The 20,328-nt window shown below is 58.5% G+C and carries 23 protein-coding genes; 6 read left to right on the top strand and 17 right to left on the bottom strand.

Annotated elements, in window-relative coordinates:
• Position 1 precedes the first annotated feature (1 nt).
• Genes ACZ9IM_RS22810 through ACZ9IM_RS22800 form a run of 3 tightly spaced genes read right to left on the bottom strand, consistent with a single transcriptional unit; the run spans position 2 to position 1,631 of the window.
• The gene (locus tag ACZ9IM_RS22810) at positions 2 to 715 is read right to left on the bottom strand and encodes a PilW family protein (protein WP_427627908.1); all 714 of its coding nucleotides are present in this window, start codon (positions 713 to 715) and stop codon (positions 2 to 4) included.
• Positions 712 to 1,161, bottom strand: coding sequence for a type IV pilus modification protein PilV (gene pilV, locus ACZ9IM_RS22805; RefSeq protein ID WP_305446957.1), 450 nt, complete (start codon positions 1,159 to 1,161; stop codon positions 712 to 714). The genes ACZ9IM_RS22810 and pilV overlap by 4 nt, the downstream gene beginning before the upstream one ends.
• The gene (locus ACZ9IM_RS22800) at positions 1,158 to 1,631 is read right to left on the bottom strand and encodes a GspH/FimT family pseudopilin (protein WP_008068412.1); all 474 of its coding nucleotides are present in this window, start codon (positions 1,629 to 1,631) and stop codon (positions 1,158 to 1,160) included. Before ACZ9IM_RS22800 ends, pilV begins: the two co-directional genes overlap by 4 nt.
• Before the next feature lie 131 nt (positions 1,632 to 1,762).
• Here ACZ9IM_RS22800 and ACZ9IM_RS22795 point away from each other — a divergent pair, with 131 nt between their 5' ends.
• Positions 1,763 to 2,311, top strand: coding sequence for a GspH/FimT family pseudopilin (locus ACZ9IM_RS22795; RefSeq protein WP_427627906.1), 549 nt, complete (start codon positions 1,763 to 1,765; stop codon positions 2,309 to 2,311).
• Here the strand turns inward: ACZ9IM_RS22795 and ispH are convergent.
• The 6 genes from ispH to murJ form a co-directional block, all read right to left on the bottom strand.
• Positions 2,288 to 3,235: a 4-hydroxy-3-methylbut-2-enyl diphosphate reductase gene (ispH, locus tag ACZ9IM_RS22790; protein ID WP_007901894.1), complete on the bottom strand. Its 948-nt coding sequence runs from the start codon at positions 3,233 to 3,235 to the stop codon at positions 2,288 to 2,290. The two genes, ACZ9IM_RS22795 and ispH, sit on opposite strands and share 24 nt — an antisense overlap.
• Before the next feature lie 192 nt (positions 3,236 to 3,427).
• Complete coding sequence (gene fkpB, locus ACZ9IM_RS22785; RefSeq protein ID WP_427627920.1) at positions 3,428 to 3,865, bottom strand: FKBP-type peptidyl-prolyl cis-trans isomerase; 438 nt, start codon at positions 3,863 to 3,865, stop codon at positions 3,428 to 3,430.
• Between the two features lie 7 nt (positions 3,866 to 3,872).
• Entirely contained in the window at positions 3,873 to 4,385 is a 513-nt protein-coding gene (gene lspA, locus ACZ9IM_RS22780; protein ID WP_007901890.1) for a signal peptidase II, read from the bottom strand.
• Positions 4,378 to 7,209, bottom strand: coding sequence for an isoleucine--tRNA ligase (ileS, locus tag ACZ9IM_RS22775; protein WP_476225021.1), 2,832 nt, complete (start codon positions 7,207 to 7,209; stop codon positions 4,378 to 4,380). The genes lspA and ileS overlap by 8 nt, the downstream gene beginning before the upstream one ends.
• Positions 7,210 to 8,160: a bifunctional riboflavin kinase/FAD synthetase gene (gene ribF / locus ACZ9IM_RS22770; RefSeq protein ID WP_427627901.1), complete on the bottom strand. Its 951-nt coding sequence runs from the start codon at positions 8,158 to 8,160 to the stop codon at positions 7,210 to 7,212.
• A 129-nt stretch (positions 8,161 to 8,289) separates the two neighbouring features.
• A complete protein-coding gene (gene murJ / locus ACZ9IM_RS22765) occupies positions 8,290 to 9,828 on the bottom strand; it encodes a murein biosynthesis integral membrane protein MurJ (protein WP_427627899.1) in 1,539 nt (512 codons plus the stop codon).
• Between the two features lie 252 nt (positions 9,829 to 10,080).
• Between murJ and rpsT the strand changes: the two genes are divergently transcribed.
• Positions 10,081 to 10,359, top strand: coding sequence for a 30S ribosomal protein S20 (gene rpsT / locus ACZ9IM_RS22760; protein ID WP_007901883.1), 279 nt, complete (start codon positions 10,081 to 10,083; stop codon positions 10,357 to 10,359).
• A 183-nt stretch (positions 10,360 to 10,542) separates the two neighbouring features.
• On the opposite strand, the gene ACZ9IM_RS22755 is transcribed toward rpsT, so the two are convergent.
• The 5 genes from ACZ9IM_RS22755 to rplU form a co-directional block, all read right to left on the bottom strand.
• On the bottom strand, positions 10,543 to 11,007 hold the full coding sequence (locus tag ACZ9IM_RS22755) for a CreA family protein (RefSeq protein WP_063342478.1): 465 nt from the start codon (positions 11,005 to 11,007) through the stop codon (positions 10,543 to 10,545).
• 12 nt (positions 11,008 to 11,019) lie between these two features.
• A complete protein-coding gene (proB, locus tag ACZ9IM_RS22750) occupies positions 11,020 to 12,138 on the bottom strand; it encodes a glutamate 5-kinase (protein WP_032830120.1) in 1,119 nt (372 codons plus the stop codon).
• A 123-nt stretch (positions 12,139 to 12,261) separates the two neighbouring features.
• A complete protein-coding gene (gene cgtA / locus ACZ9IM_RS22745; protein ID WP_007901876.1) occupies positions 12,262 to 13,485 on the bottom strand; it encodes an Obg family GTPase CgtA in 1,224 nt (407 codons plus the stop codon).
• 193 nt (positions 13,486 to 13,678) lie between these two features.
• The gene (gene rpmA / locus ACZ9IM_RS22740; protein ID WP_007901871.1) at positions 13,679 to 13,954 is read right to left on the bottom strand and encodes a 50S ribosomal protein L27; all 276 of its coding nucleotides are present in this window, start codon (positions 13,952 to 13,954) and stop codon (positions 13,679 to 13,681) included.
• A 35-nt stretch (positions 13,955 to 13,989) separates the two neighbouring features.
• Positions 13,990 to 14,304 carry a 50S ribosomal protein L21 gene (gene rplU, locus ACZ9IM_RS22735; RefSeq protein WP_007901869.1) on the bottom strand — a complete coding sequence of 105 codons (315 nt, stop codon included), beginning with the start codon at positions 14,302 to 14,304 and terminating at the stop codon, positions 13,990 to 13,992.
• A 240-nt stretch (positions 14,305 to 14,544) separates the two neighbouring features.
• Here rplU and ACZ9IM_RS22730 point away from each other — a divergent pair, with 240 nt between their 5' ends.
• The 3 genes from ACZ9IM_RS22730 to ACZ9IM_RS22720 all read left to right on the top strand — a co-directional run bounded on the left by ACZ9IM_RS22730 (position 14,545) and on the right by ACZ9IM_RS22720 (position 16,472).
• The gene (locus ACZ9IM_RS22730; protein WP_008008687.1) at positions 14,545 to 15,513 is read left to right on the top strand and encodes a polyprenyl synthetase family protein; all 969 of its coding nucleotides are present in this window, start codon (positions 14,545 to 14,547) and stop codon (positions 15,511 to 15,513) included.
• 153 nt (positions 15,514 to 15,666) lie between these two features.
• Positions 15,667 to 16,008 carry a zinc ribbon domain-containing protein YjdM gene (locus ACZ9IM_RS22725; RefSeq protein ID WP_007970912.1) on the top strand — a complete coding sequence of 114 codons (342 nt, stop codon included), beginning with the start codon at positions 15,667 to 15,669 and terminating at the stop codon, positions 16,006 to 16,008.
• A 206-nt stretch (positions 16,009 to 16,214) separates the two neighbouring features.
• On the top strand, positions 16,215 to 16,472 hold the full coding sequence (locus ACZ9IM_RS22720; RefSeq protein ID WP_095632313.1) for a PA4570 family protein: 258 nt from the start codon (positions 16,215 to 16,217) through the stop codon (positions 16,470 to 16,472).
• A 130-nt stretch (positions 16,473 to 16,602) separates the two neighbouring features.
• On the opposite strand, the gene ACZ9IM_RS22715 is transcribed toward ACZ9IM_RS22720, so the two are convergent.
• From ACZ9IM_RS22715 to ACZ9IM_RS22705, 3 genes are all read right to left on the bottom strand, one after another.
• The gene (locus ACZ9IM_RS22715; RefSeq protein ID WP_007901858.1) at positions 16,603 to 17,220 is read right to left on the bottom strand and encodes an FKBP-type peptidyl-prolyl cis-trans isomerase; all 618 of its coding nucleotides are present in this window, start codon (positions 17,218 to 17,220) and stop codon (positions 16,603 to 16,605) included.
• Positions 17,221 to 17,350: 130 nt separating this feature from the next.
• Positions 17,351 to 17,647: a DUF6482 family protein gene (locus tag ACZ9IM_RS22710; protein WP_476225020.1), complete on the bottom strand. Its 297-nt coding sequence runs from the start codon at positions 17,645 to 17,647 to the stop codon at positions 17,351 to 17,353.
• Positions 17,648 to 17,849: 202 nt separating this feature from the next.
• Positions 17,850 to 18,338: a TIGR00645 family protein gene (locus tag ACZ9IM_RS22705; protein ID WP_007901849.1), complete on the bottom strand. Its 489-nt coding sequence runs from the start codon at positions 18,336 to 18,338 to the stop codon at positions 17,850 to 17,852.
• Positions 18,339 to 18,498: 160 nt separating this feature from the next.
• On the opposite strand from ACZ9IM_RS22705, the gene ACZ9IM_RS22700 reads away from it, so the two are divergent.
• Positions 18,499 to 20,328: a hypothetical protein gene (locus ACZ9IM_RS22700; protein WP_476225019.1), complete on the top strand. Its 1,830-nt coding sequence runs from the start codon at positions 18,499 to 18,501 to the stop codon at positions 20,326 to 20,328.

Below are 20,328 nucleotides of genomic sequence, written 5' to 3'. Positions count from 1 at the left end.
CTCATGGCAACCGGTTGCGCAAGGCGGCAACCACGTTGAAGGTTTGATCGCTGACCCGGTGGTTCGGGTCGGTCAGTGTCAGCGTCAGTCGCACACTTCGGATTCGTGCCGGATCGGATGGGTTGCTGCTGTAGCTGGAGGCAGCCGTATCCGTGGCGGAGCTCGCGAGGCCGAAGCTCACCTTGAAGGCACTGACATTGTTCACCAGCACCTGCTGCGTCGGCGTGCCGGCACCAGAGCCCATCAGCAGTTGATTGTTGCTGAAGCTGTAGATCAGCCGCCGGATCGGAAATGCCAACTGCCCGGATGTTGTCGTTCGTAGGCCGGAGTAGGCCGTTGCAGTGTTGCGACAGTCCGAAACCACCGTCCAGGTCGGCACCCCGCCACTGCCGCCGACATCGGCGGTGACAAGCGTTAATTTGAGGTTGGCATTGTCCCAACTGATCGGCGTGATCTGACTGGCATTGAAATTCCCTGCCGAGCTGGCGTCGATAATCGTGCCCAGGCAACCGAACATGCCGACCATGCGGATTTCCTGAATCATCTTGCTCAAGACGAACCGTGCATCTTCCTGCATGCCGGCGGCGGTATTCTGGCTGACGTAGGTATTTTTAGCTGCGATGAAGATCTGCGCCACGCCAAGAACCACGACCAGACTCAACGCCAGGGCGATCAGTAACTCGATCAGGCCGAAACCTTTGCTGGCTCTGATCATGGTGTCGTCGCCGGATCAACGGTGGCGCGACTGGTGAGGACGAAACTGCGGCGCGAGTCGGCGGTATTGGCGGCCCGCGAGTCATCCCAGGTAATGGTGATGGTGTATACCCGTTGGTTTCGGGTAATGCTGCCGGTCGCCGTGGCGCCGCCGAAATTGACGATGTTGGTGGTGAAATCGTAAAGATCCTGATCCCGGGCCACGCTCAGGTTGCCCGAGGTCGGTGGCGTGACGGTGTAATCGGCGCCGGAGTTGGCGCGAATGCGGTCCATCATGTCGTAGGCGATAAAACTCGCCTGGCTGGTCATCCGCGAGCTGTCGGTGTACTTCAGCGCATTGAGCTGAATCGCCGCCGCGCCCAATAACCCTACGGCCAGAACCAACAACGCGACCAGTACCTCGATCAGCGTCATGCCCTCCTGTGCGCGCTTGCTCCAACCCCTCATCCGCAACTTCCACCCAATAGAATTCGTCCGTTCAAACACACATTCAGCGTCCTGCTCTGTGCCCCCAGTACATAACTGATCACGACGGCCGTGGACGGCGCCGACAAACCGCCCAGATTGTTGAAATCAATAGCGGTCACTCCTGAGGTTAGCGTCAGAGTGGCGCCACTGCTCATCGCTGGAACAACCCGCAATACATTGGCCGGATTGCCGGTACCGTCATAAACGGTCAGCTCGCCGGTCCAGACACTGCCGCCGGCTGTCGGGCGAACCCGGGTGGTGAGGCCCCGGTCAATCGCCTCAAGCCGGGCGAAATTGAGCGCGCGTTGCAGGTCGCCGATCTCGGTGTCGGCCTTGGTGCTTTGCACCGAGCGGGTAAACGCCGGAACAGCCAGGCTGATCAGGATCAGAAACACGGCGAGCGTGATCAGCAGCTCGATCAGCGTGAAACCTTTTGTACGATGATCCATCGGTGCCCTCCGTTGCCGTCGGCTATACCTGCTTCTACACGCTAGAACATTCGACCGACAGATGTACGGTTGTTTTGCCATTACTCGCGCAGGGATCGCGCGGACCGCAGCACTCCAGGGAGGGAGATAACATGCATCAGCAAGGTTTCAGCCTGATCGAACTGCTCATGGGACTGACAATTGTCGGGATTGTTCTGCTGTTGGTCAGTCCGGCGTTCGCCGCACTGACAGAATCGAACCATCGAGAACAGGCGGCGCAGTCGATTGTCAGTGGTATGCGTAATGCCAGAACCGCTGCCATCACACGCAATCAGAGTGTGGTGATACACGGAATCAACGGCGACTGGGGCCAGGGTTGGCGGATCATTCTGGATGTCAGCGGCAAAGGCCCGGAGGACAGCAGCAATCCGCTGCTGGTCGAGCAACAGAGCGACGCTCGAGTGCCAGTTGTCGGCAATCGGCCGGTCAAGAATTTCGTACAGTTCAGCAGCCTGGGCGAACCGCAGTTGCCCAGCGGTGCCTTTCAAGCGGGGACGGTACATATTTGCGCCAGCCGCAAACCGGTCAGCCTGCACCAGGTGGTGCTGTCCCGGACCGGACGCGTCAGCCTGCGCAGCGATAAGACTGAACAGGCGCTGTGCGCGGGAGGAGAAGACTCAGAGCAGGGAGCGGACGCGTAGCTCTTTAGGCATCGAGAACGTGATGTTCTCTTCACGCCCGGCCAACTCATCGGCCCCGGTGGCACCCCAAGCCTGCAACTGCTGGATCACGCCACGCACCAATACTTCCGGAGCGGAGGCACCGGCAGTGATGCCAATCCGCTCGACACCATCGAACCAGCTCTTTTGCAGGTCTTCGGCGCCGTCGATCAGATAGGCCGGGGTGGCCATGCGTTCAGCCAGTTCACGCAGGCGATTGGAGTTGGAGCTGTTCGGGCTGCCGACCACCAGCACCACGTCGCATTCGTCTGCCAGCTGCTTGACGGCGTCCTGACGGTTTTGCGTGGCGTAGCAGATATCGTCCTTGCGCGGACCGCCGATCGCCGGGAACCGAGTACGCAGGGCGTCGATCACGCGACTGGTATCGTCCATGGACAGGGTGGTCTGGGTGACGAAGGCCAGTCTTTCAGGGTTGTTTACCTGCAGCTCGGCGACATCTTTCTCGTCCTCGACCAGATAGATCGCGCCACCATTGCTGCCATCGTACTGGCCCATGGTGCCTTCTACTTCCGGATGGCCGGCATGGCCAATGAGGATGCATTCACGGCCGTCGCGGCTGTAACGCGCGACTTCGATGTGCACCTTGGTCACCAGCGGGCAGGTAGCGTCGAACACCTTCAGGCCACGGCCTGCTGCTTCGGTACGCACGGCCTGGGAAACGCCATGGGCGCTGAAGATCACGATCACGTCATCCGGCACCTGATCCAGCTCTTCAACGAAGATCGCCCCACGGGCGCGCAGGTCTTCGACGACGAATTTGTTGTGGACCACTTCGTGGCGCACGTAGATCGGCGGCCCGAAGACTTCCAGGGCGCGGTTGACGATTTCGATCGCCCGGTCCACACCGGCGCAGAAGCCACGGGGATTGGCGAGTTTGATTTGCATGCTGTGCCTCGTGTCTTGCGCGCAAGAAATAGTAATGCCACCTGTCATTCGAACACCGGGCTCGAAAACAGTGAAAATCTTAATGTGGGAGCGGGCTTGCTCGCGAAAGCGGTGTGTCAGTCGACATTGATGTTACATGTGATGACGCTTTCGCGAGCGAGCCCGCTCCCACATTGGACCGAGTTCAGTCAGTTACAGCGCTTTGACGTTGATGATCTCGACGTCAAAGGTCAAGGTTTTACCGGCCAGCGGGTGGTTGAAGTCGATGGTCACTTGCGTGTCATCGAATTCTTTCACCACACCGGGCAACTCAGTATTGGCCGCATCGTTGAAGATCACCAGCAAGCCAGGCGACAGTTCCATATCCTTGAACTGCGAGCGCGGGATGATCTGCACGTTTTGCGGGTTCGGCTGACCAAAGGCGTTTTCCGGCTCGATGTTCAGGGTGCGTTTGTCGCCGGCCTTGAAGCCGAACAGCGCGGCTTCGAAACCTGGCAACAGGCTGCCGTCGCCAACCTTGAAGGTCGCCGGGGCTTTGTCGAAGGTACTGTCGACGGTGTCGCCGTTCTCCAGGCGCAACGCAAAGTGCAAGGTGACTTCCGTGTTCTGGCCAATGCGTTGCTCAGCCAATACCTGTTCAGTCATGAACGGTTTCTCCGGTCTTTTTACTTTTGAACATATCCAGTGCAAGCATCACGGCACCGACAGAAATTGCACTGTCGGCAAAGTTGAATGCCGGGAAATACCAGCGGTTCTGCCAATGCACCAGAATGAAATCGATCACATGGCCCAAGGCAATGCGATCGTACAGGTTACCCAGCGCGCCACCCAGCACCAGCGCCAAGGCGACTGCCAGCCAGGTTTCGTTGCGCCCCAGGCGCTTGAGCCAGACTACCAGCACCGCACTGACCACCACCGCGATCAGGGCGAACAGCCAGCGCTGCCAACCCGAGCTGTCAGCCAGGAAACTGAACGCCGCGCCGGTGTTGTAGGCCAGGGTCCAGCTGAAGTAATCGGGGATCACCACGATTTGCTGGTACATGCTCAGCGAGCCTTCGAAGTAGAACTTGCTGGCCTGGTCGATGACCAGGACCAGCAAACTCAACCAGAGCCAGCTCAGCCGTCCGAAACGGCCAACGGCATTAGGCATAGTGACGAACCTCGCCAGCGCCGCTGATGTTGTCGACGCAACGACCGCAGATTTCCGGATGCTCCGGGTTCACGCCGACGTCTTCACGGCAGTGCCAGCAACGGGCGCACTTGGCATGGCTCGACTTGACCACTTTGAGCTTCAGGCCGCCGACTTCGGTGACCACCGCGTCTGCCGGAGCCTGCACGAACGGTGCAACGGTGGCAGTCGAGGTAATCAACACGAAGCGCAGTTCGTTGCTCAGCTTGGCCAGATCGGCGCTCAGCGCGTCTTCGGCGAACAGCGTCACTTCGGCTTGCAGGTTGCCACCGACGGCCTTGGCCGCGCGCTGGATCTCCATTTCCTTGTTGACCGCTACCTTCACCGCCATGATCCGCTCCCAGTAAGCGCGGTCCAGCTCGAAGCCTTCCGGCAATTCGGTCAGGCCTTCGTACCAGGTGTTGAGCATCACAGACTCGTTACGCTCGCCCGGCAGGTACTGCCACAGCTCGTCGGCGGTGAACGCCAGGATTGGCGCGATCCAGCGCACCAGCGCTTCGCTGATGTGGTACAGCGCGGTTTGCGCCGAACGACGGGCCTTGCTGTTGGCGCCAGTGGTGTACTGACGGTCCTTGATGATGTCGAGGTAGAAACCACCCAGCTCCTGCACGCAGAAGTTGTGGATCTTGGAGTAGACGTTCCAGAAGCGGTATTCGCCGTAGTGCTCTTGCAGCTCGCGTTGCAGCAGCAGGGTGCGATCCACGGCCCAACGGTCCAGCGCCAGCATTTCTTCGGCCGGCAGGATGTCGGTGGCCGGGTTGAAACCGGTCAGGTTGGAAAGCAGGAAGCGCGCGGTGTTACGGATGCGCCGATAGGCGTCCGCACTGCGTTGCAGGATCTGCTCGGAAACCGCCATTTCACCCGAGTAGTCGGTAGAAGCAACCCACAGACGCATGATATCGGCGCCCAAGGTGTCATTGACCTTCTGCGGCGCGATCACGTTGCCCAAAGACTTGGACATTTTGCGGCCGGACTCGTCGACGGTGAAACCGTGGGTCAGCAGCTCGCGGTACGGGGCGTGGTCGTCGATGGCGCAACCGGTCAGCAACGACGAGTGGAACCAGCCGCGGTGTTGGTCCGAACCTTCCAGGTACAGGTCGGCGCGTGGACCGGTCTCGTGGCCCATCGAGTGCGAGCCGCGCAGGACGTGCCAGTGCGTGGTGCCCGAGTCGAACCAGACGTCCAGGGTGTCGCTGATCTTGTCGTACAGCGGCGCTTCTTCACCGAGCAACTCGGCGGCGTCCATCTTGAACCAGGCTTCGATGCCTTCGACTTCGACGCGCTGGGCAACGATTTCCATCAGTTCGACAGTGCGTGGGTGCAGCTCGCCGCTTTCCTTGTTCAGGAAGAACGGGATCGGCACGCCCCAGTTGCGCTGACGGGAAATGCACCAGTCCGGACGGTTGGCGATCATCGAGTGCAGACGCGCCTGGCCCCAGGCCGGAACGAACCTGGTCTCTTCGATGGCTTTGATCGCCCGCTTGCGCAGGGTGTCGCCGGTCACAGGCTCTTTGTCCATGCCGATGAACCACTGCGCGGTGGCGCGGTAGATCAGCGGGGTCTTGTGACGCCAGCAGTGCATGTAGCTGTGTTCGATGATGCTGGTGTGCAGCAACGCACCGACTTCGGTCAACTTGTCGACGATGGCCGGGTTGGCCTTCCAGATGAACTGACCGCCGAAGAATTCCAGCGACGGTACGTAAACGCCGTTGCTTTGAACCGGATTGATGATGTCATCGTTGACCATGCCGTACTTTTTGCAGGTCACGAAGTCATCTACGCCGTAGGCTGGCGAGGAGTGAACCACACCGGTGCCCGCGCCCAGTTCGACGTATTCAGCCAGGTAAACCGGCGACAGACGATCGTAGAACGGGTGACGGAAGTTGATCAGTTCCAGTTCTTTACCGGTGGTGGTCGCAATGACCGAACCTTCCAGGCTGTAGCGGGCCAGGCACGACTCGACCAGCTCTTCAGCCAGCACCAGCAGTTTATCGCCGACGTCGACCAGTGCGTAGTTGAATTCCGGGTGAACGTTCAGCGCCTGGTTGGCCGGGATGGTCCACGGGGTGGTGGTCCAGATCACGATCGAAGCAGGTTTGCCCAGCGATGGCAGACCGAACGCGGCAGCCAGTTTGGCTTCGTCGGCGATCGGGAAGGCCACGTCGATGGTCGCGGATTTCTTGTTCTCGTACTCGACTTCCGCTTCAGCCAGGGCCGAACCGCAGTCAAAGCACCAGTTCACAGGCTTCAGGCCCTTGAACACGAAGCCACCCTTGACGATTTCCGCCAGGGCGCGGATTTCACCGGCCTCGTTTTTGAAGTCCATGGTTTTGTACGGGTTGGCGAAATCGCCCAACACACCCAAACGGATGAATTCGGACTTCTGGCCTTCGATCTGCTCGGTGGCGTAGGCACGGCACAGTTCGCGGGTTTTGTCCGCGCCCAGGTTCTTGCCGTGGGTCACTTCGACTTTGTGTTCGATCGGTAGACCGTGGCAGTCCCAGCCCGGCACATAAGGCGCGTCGAAACCCGACAGGGTTTTCGAGCGGATGATCATGTCCTTGAGAATCTTGTTCAGCGCATGACCGATATGAATCGTGCCGTTGGCGTACGGAGGACCATCGTGAAGTACGAACTTCGGACGATCCTTGCCAATCTCGCGCAACTTACCGTACAGGCCAATGCTGTCCCAGCGCTGCAGAATCTGCGGTTCGCGCTGAGGCAGGCCGGCCTTCATTGGGAAGGCGGTGTCCGGAAGGTTTAGCGTGGCTTTATAGTCGGTCATTTAAGGCTCTTCATTAGCGATTGGCGCTAGGTGCGACAGGGCACGGGCGGCGGCGACATCCGCATTGATCGCCGTCTTAAGCGCCTCCAGAGAGGCGAAACGCTGCTCTTCACGCAGCTTGTGGTGGAAAACCACCGTCAAACGCCGGTCATACAGATCGCCGGCAAAATCTAAAAGGTGTACTTCCAGGTGGGCTTTGCCATCACCTTGGACCGTTGGCCGCACGCCGATATTGGCGACGCCTGGCCAGGTCTTGCCGTCGATGTCGACGTTGACCAGATAAACCCCGGACAGCGGTACACGACGACGCTTGAGTTGTATGTTGGCGGTCGGCGTACCGAGCTGGCGCGCCAGCTTCTGGCCATGCAGGACTCGCCCGGCAATCCGGTACGGACGACCGAGCAGCCGCTCGGCCAAGGCAAAATCGGCAGCGGCCAGGGCGTTACGCACCTGAGTGCTGCTGACACGAATGCCGTCCAGCACAACGGTCTGCGCCGCTTCGACGGTAAACCCCTGAAGGACGCCAGCCTGTTGCAGGAAATCGAAATCCCCTAGCCGGTCGCAGCCGAAACGGAAATCGTCGCCGACCTCCAGATGCTGCACGCCGAGGCCGTCCACCAGAATAGTATCGACGAATTCGCTGGCGCTGAGTTTGCTCAGGCGCTGATTGAACGCCAGGCACAGCACCCGGTCGACGCCCTCTTCGGCCAGCAGCTGCAGTTTGTCCCGCAAGCGGGCCAGACGGGCCGGGGCGGTGTCCGGGGCGAAGAATTCTCGCGGCTGCGGCTCAAAAATCACCACGCAGCTGGGCACGCCCAACTCGAGCGCACGCTCACGCAGCCGGGCCAGGATAGCCTGGTGACCACGGTGAACACCGTCAAAGTTGCCAATAGTGGCGACACAGCCCCGATGCTGGGGGCGCAGGTTGTGGAGGCCTCGAACCAGCTGCATAACGCGCTTCTTGCTCATAAAGTGGTCGATTATAACCACACCCGGCGGCCGACGACAGGCAACACCGTAACCCAAAGTGATCGAGCCGACAAAACCGTCGGCCCGCCCGTGTTTATCGAGACAAAAGCCTCAGTTCAAAGCCTTGCGATTGAAGTCGCGCAAACGGAAGCCCATCAACAGCAACATGCCGAAATAGACCACCACGCCAGCGATCACCAATGCACCCAGACGCAGCAAACGCTCTAGCATATGCCCTTCCGCCCAAGCCGGCATGAAGTGCATTGCGCCCAGCAATACCGCGGACATCACCGCCACCGCCACCAGCAGTTTGAGACCGAACTTCGCCCAGCCCGGTTGCGGCTGATACATCTGCTGCTTGCGCAACTGATAGAACAACAGCCCGGCATTGATGCAGGCCCCCGCGCTGATGGCCAGGGCCAGACCGGCATGAGCCAGCGGACCGATCAACACCAGGTTGAACAGCTGAGTGACTATCAGGGTGAAAATCGCGATTTTTACCGGGGTCCGGATGTTTTGTTGCGCATAAAAGCCTGGCGCCAGCACTTTGATCACGATAATCCCCAGCAAGCCGACGGAATAGGCAATCAACGCGCGCTGGGTCATGGCCGCATCGAGCGCGCTGAATTGGCCGTACTGGAACAACGAAACCGTCAGCGGCTCAGCCAGAATCCCCAGCGCCAGAGCGCACGGTAATACCAGCATGAAGCACAGGCGCAGCCCCCAATCGAGGATCCGCGAGTATTCGTGGCGATCCTGGCTGGCATAGGTCCTGGCCAGGGTCGGCAGCAGAATCGTGCCCAGTGCCACACCCAGCACACCGGATGGCAATTCCATCAGGCGATCGGCGTAATACATCCAGGAAACGGAGCCCGCCACCAGAAACGAAGCAAATATGGTGTTGATGATCAGCGAAATCTGGCTCACCGAAACGCCGATGATCGCTGGCAGCATCTGCTTCATGACCCGCCAGACACCGCTATCGCGCAGACTCAGGCGCGGCAGCACCAACATGCCGATCTTCTTCAGGTGCGGCAGTTGAAACAGCAACTGAGCCAGACCACCTACCAGAACGGCCCAACCCAGCGCCATGACCGGCGGATCGAAATACGGCGTCAGGAACACCGCAAAGATGATCATGCTGACATTGAGCAGGGTCGGCACGAAGGCCGGGACCGAGAAGCGGTTCCAGGTATTGAGGATCGCGCCGGCCAATGAAGACAGGGAGATCAGCAATATATAAGGAAAAGTGACCCGCAGCAGATCGGTGGTCAGCTCGAATTTTTCCGGGGTAGTGACGAAACCCGGTGCCGTGGCCCAGATAACCCAGGGCGCGGCGAGCATGCCCAACGCGGTGACCAGCGCCAGTACCAGCGTCAGCAGGCCCGAGACGTAGGCAATGAAGGTTCGTGTCGCCTCCTCGCCCTTCTGGCTTTTATATTCGGCGAGAATCGGCACGAACGCCTGGGAAAATGCTCCCTCAGCGAAGATCCGCCGCAGCAGATTGGGCAGTTTGAAGGCGATAAAGAAGGCGTCAGTCGCCATTCCCGCACCAAATGCGCGAGCGATAAGGGTGTCGCGAACGAACCCCAACACCCGGGAAACCATCGTGATAGAGCTGACAGCGGCCAACGATTTGAGCAGATTCATTGAAAGAGTTTTTGCCTGTCGATAAACAGCAGGCGAACAACGCGCCCACTTATGCGATACTCCGCGCCGCAACAGCACAGAGCCAAAGCTCGCGAGTTTACAGGTCGCACGCCGGAAAGAAATATCCCGGCGCTCTATACCTGCCACTTAGCGGATCGTCTCAACCGCCCTTGACAAGACATCAACTCATCGGCATGATTCGCGGCCTATTTTGTTTGCTATTTCCTAAAAAGTCTTTCGAGGAGCTCGACGGTGGCCAACACACCTTCCGCCAAAAAACGTGCAAAACAGGCTGAGAAGCGTCGCAGCCACAACGCCAGCCTGCGTTCCATGGTTCGTACCTACATCAAGAATGTAGTTAAGGCCATCGACGCAAAAGACGCTGCCAAAGCTCAAGCTGCTTACGTTCTGGCTGTGCCAGTTATCGACCGTATGGCCGATAAAGGCATCATCCACAAGAACAAAGCTGCTCGTCATAAGAGCCGCCTGAATGGCCACGTAAAGGCCCTGAACGTTGCCGCTGCTGCCTAAGCGACACGCTCATTAAAAAACCGACCTCAGGGTCGGTTTTTTATTGCCTGCGATTTGGCAAACACCACGCAAAAAAAGTGGGGGCGGGCTTGCTCGCGAAGGCGGCGTAACAGTCAACATAGATGCTGAATGTCAGCCAGTCTTCGCGAGCAAGCCCGCCCCCACATTTGGATCTTCGCTAGATTATTGAGCGTGCGCCCACGGCAAAATCGGAATCGCCGTCACCGCATTCTGCGGGCTACCCTCGATCAAGCGATCGCTGTAGACCAGATACACCAGCGTATTGCGCTTCTTGTCGAGGAATCGCACCACTTGCATGGTCTTGAACACCAGGGACGTGCGCTCCTTGAACACCTCCTCGCCATCCTTGAGCTCACCCTTAAAGTTGATCGGCCCGACCTGACGGCACGCAATAGACGCTTCAGCGCGATCCTCCGCCAGACCCAGCCCACCCTTTACCCCACCAGTCTTGGCGCGTGACAGGTAGCAAGTCACGCCCTCAACTTTCGGATCATCAAACGCCTCGACAACGATACGGTCGTTCGGGCCGACGAACTTGAACACCGTCGACACCTGGCCAATTTCATCAGCCGAAGCCAACAGCGGCATCGCCAACAACAAGCCCAATAATCCTTTTGCCACACGCATTCAGGTATTCCTTCAGACCAGAATCAGGTTATCGCGGTGAACCAGTTCCGGCTCCGCCATGTAACCCAGCAGACCGACAATCGCCTCAGACGACTGACCGATGATTTTTTGCGCTTCCAGAGCACTGTAGTTAGCCAGGCCACGGGCGATTTCACGACCGTCCGGCGCCACGCAGACCACCATTTCGCCGCGACGGAAACTGCCCTGGACCAGTTTGACGCCCACCGGCAGCAAACTTTTATTGCCCTGGGACAACGCCGTCACCGCCCCTGCATCCAGCACCAGCGTGCCGCGGGTTTGCAGATGCCCGGCCAACCACTGCTTACGCGCCGCCAGCATGCCGCGCTCAGGTGACAACAAGGTACCGATGCGCTCGCCAGCCTTGAGACGATCCAGCACGCGATCAATGCGCCCGCCGACAATGATGGTGTGCGCACCGGAACGCGCCGCCAGACGCGCAGCGCGCAACTTGGTCTGCATTCCGCCACGCCCCAGTGCACCGCCCGTGCTGCCAGCCACCGCATCCAGCGCCGGATCATCGGCACGCGCCTCGTAAATCAGCTTGGCATCGGGATTGTTGCGCGGATCGGCGTCGAACATGCCGTCGCGATCGGTGAGGATCACCAGCAAATCAGCTTCAACCAGATTCGCCACCAACGCTGCCAACGTGTCGTTGTCGCCGAAACGGATTTCGTCAGTGACCACGGTGTCGTTCTCGTTGATCACCGGGATCACCTTGAGCTCGACCAGCGCGCGCAAGGTACTGCGAGCGTTCAGGTAGCGCTTGCGGTCGGACAAATCGTCGTGAGTCAGGAGAATCTGCGCGGTATGCCGGCCATGCTCGGCGAAGCTCGACTCCCAGGCCTGCACCAACCCCATCTGACCGATGGCGGCAGCGGCCTGCAACTCGTGCATTGCACTGGGTCGTACAGTCCAGCCCAAGCGGCTCATACCCGCCGCCACTGCCCCGGAGGACACCAGCACCAGCTCAACACCCGCCTCGTGCAGGGCAACCATCTGTTCGACCCAGACACCCATTGCCGCGCGATCCAGGCCTTTGCCGTCCGCCGTCAGCAAAGCGCTGCCGATCTTCACGACCCAACGCTGCGCACCTGTCACCTTGCTCCGCATCATCTTCAACCTTAGCTTGAGGACAGCACGACCCAGCGCTGCCCGTAACGTTATTCGTGACTACCGATTTCCAGATACTAAAACGCCGCTCTAGTGAGCGGCGCTTAAGTTTATCGCAACGAATCAGTCACGCACGTAAATGATTTCCGGACCGTCTTCGTCATCCACATCTTCTTCGTCCCAATCGTCGTCACCGATGTCATGAACCGACTTCACGCCACTGCGGCGCAGGGCACGCTGATCGTCCAGCGCCTGCAGCTGGGCGCGCGCTTCGTCTTCGATACGCTGATCGAGCTCGGCCAGCTCTTCCTTGTAGGCCGGGTCATTAGCCAGACGATCGGCACGATCTTCCAGGTAACGCATGATGTCATGACAAAGACGCTCGGTGCCTTGCTTGGCGATCGCGGAGATCACGTAGACCGGACCGGTCCACTCCAGACGATCAACGATTTCCTTGACGCGAGCGTCGTGCTCTTCTTCAAGGATCTGGTCGCACTTGTTCAGCACCAGCCAGCGATCACGCTCAGCCAGGGACGGGCTGAACTTGGTCAGCTCGCTGACGATTACTTCAGCGGCATCCGGAGCACTGGTGTCATCCAGCGGCGCCATGTCGACGAGGTGCAGCAGCAGACGGGTACGCGACAAGTGCTTGAGAAAACGAATCCCCAGGCCCGCGCCGTCGGAAGCACCTTCGATCAGACCCGGAATGTCCGCCACCACGAAGCTTTTCCAGCGATCTACGCTGACCACACCCAGGTTTGGCACCAGAGTGGTGAACGGGTAGTCGGCGACTTTCGGCTTGGCGGCCGATACCGAGCGAATAAAGGTACTTTTGCCGGCGTTCGGCAAACCGAGCAGACCGACGTCCGCCAACACCTTCATTTCCAGTTTCAGGTCGCGCTGCTCACCCGGTTTGCCCGGCGTGGTCTGGCGCGGCGCCCGGTTGGTGCTGGATTTGAAACGAGTGTTACCCAGACCGTGCCAGCCACCATGAGCCACCAACAGACGCTGGCCAGCCTTGGTCAAGTCGCCGATCACTTCCTGAGTCGCGGAATCGATAACGGTAGTGCCAACTGGAACGCGCAGCACCAGCTCCTCACCTTTCTTGCCGGTGCAGTCAGTGCTGCCGCCGTTGGAACCACGCTCGGCATCGAAGTGCCGGGTGTAACGGTAGTCCACCAGGGTGTTGAGGTTTTCGTCGGCGACCATGTAGACCGAGCCGCCATCACCACCATCACCGCCGTTCGGGCCGCCGTTTTCAATGAATTTTTCGCGACGGAAGCTCATGCAACCGTTGCCGCCGTCCCCGGCCTTTACTCGAATCGATACTTCATCAACAAACTTCATAACAAAACGCCTCTCGCCATACGGACGAGCCGAAAAAACCTAGACATAAGACTCTTGCAAAAATGAGCGCAGCGACCTCAATCAACGACCGCCAATACAGCGCTGGAGCCCATCACAAACAGCTTTGCAAGAGACTCACCCCACAAACGAAAAAGCCCCGTCGCAAGACAGGGCTTTTCCAGCAACTACGTAATTATGCCGCGACGACGTCAGTCTTCGGGACAATGCTTACGTAACGACGACCGAAGGCGCCTTTTACTTCGAACTTGATCACGCCGTCGATTTTAGCGAACAGAGTGTGATCTTTGCCCATGCCAACGCCGTAGCCAGCGTGGAATTGGGTGCCGCGCTGACGCACGATGATGTTGCCCGGAATGATAACCTGGCCGCCATACATCTTCACGCCAAGGCGTTTGGCTTCTGAGTCGCGACCGTTACGGGTACTACCACCAGCTTTTTTGTGTGCCATGAGTTCAATTCTCCTAGTGAGGAATTAGGCTGAAATTAAGCCTGAATACCGGTGATTTTGATCTCGGTGTACCACTGGCGGTGGCCCATACGCTTCATGTGGTGCTTACGACGACGGAACTTGATGATGCGGACTTTATCGTGACGACCTTGGGAGATCACTTCAGCCACAACGGTAGCGCCAGGAACAACTGGAGCGCCGATATTCACGTCGTCGCCATTGGCAACCAACAGAACGCGATCAAAAGTAACGGATTCGCCGGTAGCGATTTCCAGTTTTTCGATCTTCAGGTATTCACCTGGAGCAACTTTGTACTGCTTGCCACCAGTAACGATTACTGCATAAGACATGGTATTTCTCCGATAATCCTGCTCACCCAGCTCTTTATAAGAAGAGGTATTGGCTGGCATGGCTGCATAAGGCTGGAAGGCCTGTTTGCAATTGCGTAAGGCAGGTGCTGCCCAGGAAGTTCAGGGTGCGCGATTGTACGCAAGCTGCTTGAGCGTTGCAAGTGGTCGTCTATCGTGCCTTGACACCCGCCGACGTGGGTCCTAGCATGCCGCGCAACCCTTCTGGAGCAACTGTCGCTGATGCAACCCCAAGCTTTCTACCGCGCGGTGGCGGACGATTTTAGCGCCGTCGACGGCATCATCAAGAAACAGCTGACTTCCCGAGTGCCGCTGGTATCGAAAATCGGCGACTACATTACCTCGGCTGGCGGGAAACGCCTGCGCCCGTTGCTCGTGCTGCTGTGCGGCAAGGCACTCGGCCGTGAAGGCGATGACCTGCGCCTGCTGGCCGCGACCATCGAGTTCCTGCACACCGCCACTTTGCTGCATGACGACGTTGTCGATATGTCCGGTATGCGCCGTGGCCGCTCGACCGCCAACGCCATGTGGGGCAATGCGCCAAGCGTGCTGGTGGGCGACTTCCTGTATTCGCGCTCTTTCGAAATGATGGTCGAACTGGGCTCCATGCCGGTGATGAAGATCCTTTCGCAAGCCACGCGCATCATCGCTGAAGGCGAAGTGTTGCAGCTGTCGAAGGTCCGCGACGCCAGCACCACCGAAGAAACCTACATGGAAGTCATCCGCGGCAAAACCGCGATGCTCTTCGAAGCCTCGACCCACAGTGCCGCCGCTCTGGCCGGTGCCTCGCCGGAACAGAGCGAAGCACTGCGCACCTTCGGCGATCACCTGGGGGTGGCCTTCCAATTGGTCGACGACCTGCTGGATTACCGTGGCGATGCCGAAACCCTGGGCAAGAACGTCGGCGACGATCTGGCCGAAGGTAAACCGACTCTGCCGCTGATCTACACCATGCGCGAAGGCACTCCGGAGCAGGCCGCACTGGTTCGTCGGGCGATCCAGAAAGGTGGCATCGAAGATCTGGAAAGCATTCGCGAAGCTGTTGAAGCTTCCGGTTCGCTGGATTACACCGCGCAACTGGCCCGCGATTACGTGGCCCGTGCGATCAAGTGCCTCGACGCCCTGCCCGCCAGCGAATACCGCGATGCGCTGGTTGAGTTGAGTGAGTTCGCGGTCGCCCGCACGCATTAAGATCAAAAGATCGCAGCCTTCGGTGCTCCTACAGGTGTCCACAAAACCCTGCAGGAGCTGCCGAAGGCTGCGATCTTTTGCTTTCAGCTCCCTGCGCCTTAAAAACCCTATACAATGTGCGCTTTTTAGCGATCCTGAATCCAAGGAGCCTTAGTGAGCACGCTGCCACCCTGCCCAAAATGCAATTCCGAATACACCTACGAAGACGGCACCCAGCTGATCTGCCCCGAGTGCGCCCACGAATGGTCCGCCAGCGGTGAAGCCGAAGCGGCGTCCGATGACACCGTGAAAAAGGATTCGGTCGGCAATGTCCTGCAGGACGGCGATACCATCACCGTGATCAAGGACCTCAAGGTCAAAGGCACATCGTTGGTGGTCAAGGTCGGCACCAAGGTCAAGAACATCCGCCTGTGCGATGGCGACCACGACATCGACTGCAAGATCGATGGCATCGGCCCGATGAAACTCAAATCCGAGTTCGTCAGAAAAGTCTGAGTCTGCTGCATTCCATCCCGCGCCCGGCGCGGGATGGTGCTTCGCCCTTCCCCGAATCACCCAGCATTCCCGCGCAATAGCCAAACGCCAGTCGTTTTGACACTCAGCAATTTCCCCACAGAAAAAAACACAAACCGCCAATAGGCCCTTGCTATTTGATGAATAAGAATTATTCTCATTGAAACCCATCAATGGAGATGAGACTCATGACTTATTTGATCGATGCCTGGCTGGACCGCCCACACCCCTACCTCAGAATCCTGCATCGGGAAACCGGGGAAGTTTGTGCGGTACTTGAAGAAGAAGCCTTGAACGAACTGCAGGATCAGGGTGATCTGGACGTCAACGGTTTAAGTTCCAGCGAGCCGGTGGTGCTCAAGGAACTGGTGCGCAATCTGTTTCTGTTCTGCTATGCCCGGGCGTTGCGCCCGACCAGCGATCTGAACCATAAGATCGAACTATGAGACAACGCAAAAAACTGTGGGAGCGAGCCTGCTCGCGATGGCATCACCTCGGTTTCACGGAAAAACAGAGTTGACTGCATCGCGAGCAGGCTCGCCCCCACATTAGCCCGTCATGACGACAGGCCGGGCATTACAGAACGTCGAGCAGTTCGACGTCGAATACCAGTACGCTGTGCGGCGGAATGCTGCCAACGCCTTGAGCGCCGTAAGCCAGTTCGCTCGGCACGTACAGACGCCATTTGCTGCCGGCGTTCATCAGTTGCAGGGCTTCGGTCCAGCCAGCGATAACGCCGCCTACCGGGAATTCTGCAGGCTGACCACGATCGTAGGAGCTGTCGAACACAGTGCCGTCGATCAGGGTGCCGTGGTAGTGAGTGCGCACTTGGTCTTCACGGGTTGGCTTGGCGCCTTCACCTTGAGTCAGCACTTCGAATTGCAGGCCGGAAGCCAGAGTGGTGATGCCTTCGCGCTTGGCGTTTTCAGCCAGGAAAGCCAGGCCTTCGCCAGCAGCGGCTTCAGCCTTGGCTGCAGCTTCGGCTTGCATGATTTCGCGGATAACCTTGAAGCTGGCGGACATTTCTTCCTGACCCACACGGCTTGGCTTGCCGGCGAACGCGTCGGTCAGGCCAGCCAGGATTGCGTCCAGGCTAACGCCCGGAGGCGGATTGTCACGCAGCTGGTCGCCCAACTGACGGCCAATGCCGTAGCTGACGCGGGTTTCGTCGGTGGACAGATTTACTTCGGACATGACACTGCTCCGTTGTGCGGACGGCCCTGGAACTTGCCGTGCATGCACAGCGCATCCCGGAGCGCCCGGAATCAAAAGGGCGAGCAGACTAGCACAGATGCCGTCACGTTGATGAGCCGTGTCGGCCCTGTCACGCGGAACGGAAAGTGATCGGTACTTTCAGGCTTTCCTCGGTGCTGGCACCGCACATTTCATCCTGAACCGAGGTATGCACGACGTTGAACGACAACTTGGGAAAGGCATGAAGCACTTCACGCGCATGCTCGACCGAGCGCAGATGCAATATCTCGCCGTGCGCATCGCGCAATGGATGCCCCGCGCCATGCATCCGTGCCTCCAGCACGTAAAACACGCCTTCCATCGAGATCAGGTTCAGCTCATCGATCTTTCCGGCGACGGCATACGCATTCAACTCTTGCAGGTTCATGAGCGCACCTCAGGCAGTGGCGAGCCAGGACCTCTACATGGATATGCCTCGGCGGGCCAAAGTACAAGCCACAGACGACACCACCCGTCTGTTTCACAAAACTGTAGGAGCGTGGCTTGCCCGCGATGGCATCACCGCGGTTTATCGTCAGACCGAGGCGATGCTATCGCGGGCAAGCCACGCTCCCACAAGGATTAGTCGATCAGTGCTTGGTCAGCTTGTCCAGATAGCCCATGGCAAACGCCGACACCACGAAGGTCATGTGAATGACCACGTACCACTTCAAATGCTCGGGATCGACGTTCTTGGCGTCCATGAAGATCCGTAGCAGGTGGATGGACGAAATCGCCACGATGGACGCCGCGACCTTCATCTTCAACGAAGACGAATCCATGGTGCCTAGCCAGTTGAGCTTTTCCTTGCTGTCGTCGATATCCAGCTGAGAAACGAAGTTCTCGTAACCGGAGATCATCACCATCACCAGCAAGCCGCCCACCAGCGCCATGTCGATCAGCGACAGCAGGACCAGAATCAGATCCGACTCGGCCATCGAGAACACGTTAGGGATGACGTGGAAGACTTCCTGGAAGAATTTCAGTGCCAACGCCAGCAAGCCCAGGGACAAACCGAAATAGATCGGCGCCAGTAACCAGCGGGAGGCGTACATTGCATTTTCGATAAAGCGTTCCATTGAATCTCACACAAGGGGCTGGAAATGGCGGCGAGTATAACAGCCACCTGTTACACCCAGAAACCGCCGGAAAATCCGCAACCTGCGTGTGTGTGACAAAGTTTTTCTGCTAGTGTCCAGATGATTGACAGGTCAGCGACGTCGGACAGGAAGACTGGAAATGGATGTGCGATTGCCGTTAACGAGTGCCGGGCTTTGCTTCGCATTGTTGCTCGGTGGCTGCTCACCCAACGATGAGAAACGCCAGGTCAGCCTCGAAGAAAAGATCGCACAGTTCGAACAATCCCTGGAGACGATCGAGGACCCCAAACTCAAGGATGCCGTGGCCGAGCTAGGCGGCTCCCTATTGTTACTCGAGCGCGCACAACTCAAACTCGACACCAAACCAGTGGTCACCGAATACGGCGAAGACGCCCTCGCCGTGCTCAAGCACTACCCCACACCCCAGGCCCTGGTCGACACCTACATTAACGGTCTGCTCGTGTTACACAAGGAGTCCAGCTCGGATTACCTGACCGATCTGCAACCGGTATTCCCCTTCAACTTCAACATTCCGGGCGCGTTCCTTTTTCCTCATGGCCTGGAATGGCAATCGGTGACCCTGAGCAACAAGCGCGTCATCGCGTTCCAGCCGGAATGGTCGGAAACCGATCCCGGCATTCAGCTGAGCCCGTCGAGCTCCAACCTGACCAACCCCGATGATTTGACGGTGACCTACCCCTTCATCGAAGGCCTGGATGTGGACAAGAAGAACCAACCACAACCGGTGAGCCTGCAAGGCAAGGTGGAAGTCATCGCCCCACGCCGGCTCTACAGTTTCGACCTGACGAAAAAGGACGTCGGCCAGACTCGCACCAACGACAATCTCAGTGTCACCTTATTGAAACTGGGGGATAACTACGCCGAAATCGAATTCAGTAATAGCACGCCGCTGGCCCCCGAGATACGCGACATATCACTCACCCCATTGATCGTTCAGGCCAGGGACGCCACCGGGCAATTCCTCTCTCGTTCAGGTGCGATCAACGAAACCGCCGCGCAAATTGCGTTTTATCAAAAACAGCTGGCGCAGATGCAACTGCAGAAGGCGTGGAACGAAGCGTTCGAAAAACAGCTCGATGACGAGCAGCGTGCGTTTGAAAAGCAACAAACCCGGCATTACACCAAGGTCTACTTCAACGGGCCGATCGACACGGTCGAAGTCAGCCTGCTGGACTTCTCGACGGTCACGGTGACTCACAAGGACCTGGACCTGCCGATACGCCGCTTCGACCCGCACACCACGGAAAAAACCATCCAGCCACTGACCTTGCCGGTGGTGGTGTATGACGACCAGGCCGCGACTTGGCTCAAGGGCGCAACGCTGGGCGAGAAACAACTGAAAAAAAGCATCAGCATCAGTCAATCGGTGGATGACCCGAGTGCCGCGCGCATCGAGTTCGATCATCCCAGAAGCTTCAATGACGAGTTGCTCGGCACTTCTTTCAATCCCGGCGAAAGCCCGGTGACGTTCTTTACCCAAGATCGCAACGGCCAGCGCGATGGGCCGATCGAGCTGCCGCCGGAAGCGTATCAGGTCGATCCGATACGCGGCGCCATCACCTATGATCTGAACCTGTTCCCGGAAACCCCGGCCTACGCCGTGGGCTCCATGCCGCAGTACCTGGCGACTGTCGAGCAGCAAACGTACGACGCCCGCCAATTGCCCAAAGGCCTGGAATTCAAAGGGAATGCGTTGGTGGTTGATTTGAAACTGTTTCCCGCCCAGGACTGGCGTTTTTTCGCCAAGGACGACAGCGGCAATTATTTGAAAGAGATTCTGTCGGTCAGTCACGACGCGAGCGCGCAAGGCCCGGCGTTATTTGCAGTGCATTACTTCTATGGCCAGCCCACACGTCTGGAAACTTATCAGCGAACGAACCTCACCACCGTGCAATATGGGTTTGAGGTCAAACTCGACAAGGCTGAGCCAGGCAGCCTTGATCAATAG

The organism is Pseudomonas sp. TE12508, assembly GCF_056279485.1.
The sequence above is the reverse complement of the archived record's forward strand: the minus strand, read 5'-3'. Positions and strand labels throughout refer to the sequence as shown.

Bases quoted from the DNA above. Each gene is read 5' to 3' on its own strand.
- ACZ9IM_RS22810 (WP_427627908.1), bottom strand. From the start codon at position 715: ATGATCAGAGCCAGCAAAGGTTTCGGCCTGATCGAGTTACTGATCGCC.
- pilV (WP_305446957.1), bottom strand. From the start codon at position 1,161: ATGAGGGGTTGGAGCAAGCGCGCACAGGAGGGCATGACGCTGATCGAG.
- ACZ9IM_RS22800 (WP_008068412.1), bottom strand. From the start codon at position 1,631: ATGGATCATCGTACAAAAGGTTTCACGCTGATCGAGCTGCTGATCACG.
- ACZ9IM_RS22795 (WP_427627906.1), top strand. From the start codon at position 1,763: ATGCATCAGCAAGGTTTCAGCCTGATCGAACTGCTCATGGGACTGACA.
- ispH (WP_007901894.1), bottom strand. From the start codon at position 3,235: ATGCAAATCAAACTCGCCAATCCCCGTGGCTTCTGCGCCGGTGTGGAC.
- lspA (WP_007901890.1), bottom strand. From the start codon at position 4,385: ATGCCTAATGCCGTTGGCCGTTTCGGACGGCTGAGCTGGCTCTGGTTG.
- ileS (WP_476225021.1), bottom strand. From the start codon at position 7,209: ATGACCGACTATAAAGCCACGCTAAACCTTCCGGACACCGCCTTCCCA.
- ribF (WP_427627901.1), bottom strand. From the start codon at position 8,160: ATGCAGCTGGTTCGAGGCCTCCACAACCTGCGCCCCCAGCATCGGGGC.
- murJ (WP_427627899.1), bottom strand. From the start codon at position 9,828: ATGAATCTGCTCAAATCGTTGGCCGCTGTCAGCTCTATCACGATGGTT.
- ACZ9IM_RS22755 (WP_063342478.1), bottom strand. From the start codon at position 11,007: ATGCGTGTGGCAAAAGGATTATTGGGCTTGTTGTTGGCGATGCCGCTG.
- proB (WP_032830120.1), bottom strand. From the start codon at position 12,138: ATGCGGAGCAAGGTGACAGGTGCGCAGCGTTGGGTCGTGAAGATCGGC.
- cgtA (WP_007901876.1), bottom strand. From the start codon at position 13,485: ATGAAGTTTGTTGATGAAGTATCGATTCGAGTAAAGGCCGGGGACGGC.
- rpmA (WP_007901871.1), bottom strand. From the start codon at position 13,954: ATGGCACACAAAAAAGCTGGTGGTAGTACCCGTAACGGTCGCGACTCA.
- rplU (WP_007901869.1), bottom strand. From the start codon at position 14,304: ATGTCTTATGCAGTAATCGTTACTGGTGGCAAGCAGTACAAAGTTGCT.
- ACZ9IM_RS22730 (WP_008008687.1), top strand. From the start codon at position 14,545: ATGCAACCCCAAGCTTTCTACCGCGCGGTGGCGGACGATTTTAGCGCC.
- ACZ9IM_RS22720 (WP_095632313.1), top strand. From the start codon at position 16,215: ATGACTTATTTGATCGATGCCTGGCTGGACCGCCCACACCCCTACCTC.
- ACZ9IM_RS22715 (WP_007901858.1), bottom strand. From the start codon at position 17,220: ATGTCCGAAGTAAATCTGTCCACCGACGAAACCCGCGTCAGCTACGGC.
- ACZ9IM_RS22710 (WP_476225020.1), bottom strand. From the start codon at position 17,647: ATGAACCTGCAAGAGTTGAATGCGTATGCCGTCGCCGGAAAGATCGAT.
- ACZ9IM_RS22705 (WP_007901849.1), bottom strand. From the start codon at position 18,338: ATGGAACGCTTTATCGAAAATGCAATGTACGCCTCCCGCTGGTTACTG.
- ACZ9IM_RS22700 (WP_476225019.1), top strand. From the start codon at position 18,499: ATGGATGTGCGATTGCCGTTAACGAGTGCCGGGCTTTGCTTCGCATTG.